2 protein-coding genes are annotated in these 1,607 nt (G+C 58.1%); both read left to right on the forward strand.

The window, feature by feature from the left end:
• Nucleotides 1-281 precede the first annotated feature (281 nt).
• Entirely contained in the window at nt 282-614 is a 333-nt protein-coding gene (locus GGR20_RS18395; protein ID WP_183312812.1) for a DUF6364 family protein, read from the forward strand.
• Nucleotides 611-1,204: a hypothetical protein gene (locus GGR20_RS18400; RefSeq protein ID WP_183312813.1), complete on the forward strand. Its 594-nt coding sequence runs from the start codon at nt 611-613 to the stop codon at nt 1,202-1,204. Before GGR20_RS18395 ends, GGR20_RS18400 begins: the two co-directional genes overlap by 4 nt.
• Nucleotides 1,205-1,607: the final 403 nt, after the last annotated feature.

The raw sequence follows: 1,607 nt of genomic DNA on the forward strand, positions 1-1,607 counted from the left end.
TTTGTGCAGTTCCTGAAAGCTGCCATCCCGAAAGGCCCGGTGGACGGCCCATGTGCGCATTAGCAAAAGCTTAAGTGAATTACACGGCGGATCGTGTTGGTGCGTCTTGCTATGCGCGAGATGAGCTGCTCGGTACCTGGGTGGATGTCGATGAGGCCCCTGAAGCCCCCGGGAAACTCTTGGTCGGCTCCCAGTTCCGGTCTGTTGCCGCCCGTTCCGCTGGAATAAGTTGACGTCAACGGCGGCGTTCACATATATATGTGATGACCTAAGGTGCGCTCATGCTCAAGAACACGACTTTCAACCTGCCTGAGGAGTTGGTGGCGAAGGCTAAAGCCTATGCGGCCGATCATGGGACAACCATGACCGCGATCGTGCGATCCCACCTCGAGGCGGTTATTGGGGCGGATGGGCCCGAGGCTGTTTACGGTCCGCTTTTAGCTTTCTCCAAAGGTGAGATCTCCAGCGAAGATGCACTTCGGGAACTCGATTTGCGGGATTATTCCGAGCTGTTGGTCGCGTTGGGCGATGCGGATCTGCCCATGCCCATGCCGGCTCCTCACGAGGTCGAAAACCAGGCCGCCCTGTTCGAACGTTTGTGGAAGCATTCGTGAAGCGTTGCACGATCATTATTCCTGATGCAGGGCCCTTCAACAGCTTGTGGGTTGCGGATCGCCTAGATCTGCTGCTGAAGCTGGAGATGAAGCTCGTCGTCGTGGATGCCGTCTATGACGAATTGACCAGCGACCTCGATTACCCGAAGGATCGCGCGGTTAAGTCATTTATTGACGACAACCGGCCGCCATTCGTTGTTGAAAACACCGAGTACGGGCAGTTCGTCCGCGCCAAGCGAGCCGCAGGAGAAAAGGTGAAGTCAGGAGCCGGCGAAACCGCTATCGGCGAATTCATGAGATCCGATGATGGTCTCCGGAAGTATTTGACGCCGCAGGAGCCAGTGGTCCTTCTCTACGAGGACAAGGATGTTCGGGTCATCAACCGACCGCCATATCTGCACCTCCTGTCGACGGTGGGGATGCTGAAGGGGTTGGAACGTGTCGGCATTCTAAGGTCGGCCGATGACGTGATTCACCAGATGACGCACCCGAGCAGGCCCGACCGGCGCCCCGGCGATGCTCGTAAGTTCACCGACCTGCCGGAGGGGCACGACGAGCCAGCCGTCATCGGTAGCACATGGGCACCCTGAGCGGGTGTACGGTTGGATTTTCGGTCGATCATCGAGGACCTTGGCACAAGACGCCGGCCGAACCATTCGCTCGCTGCATCTCGTTTCTGTCGAAGAGCTTGTGGACACGATCAATACCAATCGCCTGACCCCCCTTCAGCAATCGTCATGGGTTCTGGAGCTCTCAGCATGGCTTGGGTGGGGTGACTGGTGGCTGCGGCGTTGCGGTCCTCTGCCTTCTCAGTGTCTTCTTAATCCCGGCGATATGCGGATTCGGTGCTGTGATCGGCCTGGCCGCAATGTCGAGGGTGTATAAGTTCAGATAACGCGCGCGCCCGGGACGGGAGCACAGGACCGTAAGCCGGACAGCGACGTCCGCTTAGGAAAAGTGTTGAATAGGTTGTTGCGGCCGTAGCGGGGGTCG

The organism is Devosia subaequoris, assembly GCF_014197055.1.
Taxonomy (GTDB): domain Bacteria; phylum Pseudomonadota; class Alphaproteobacteria; order Rhizobiales; family Devosiaceae; genus Devosia; species Devosia subaequoris.

Bases quoted from the DNA above. Each gene is read 5' to 3' on its own strand.
- GGR20_RS18395 (WP_183312812.1), top strand. From the start codon at position 282: ATGCTCAAGAACACGACTTTCAACCTGCCTGAGGAGTTGGTGGCGAAG.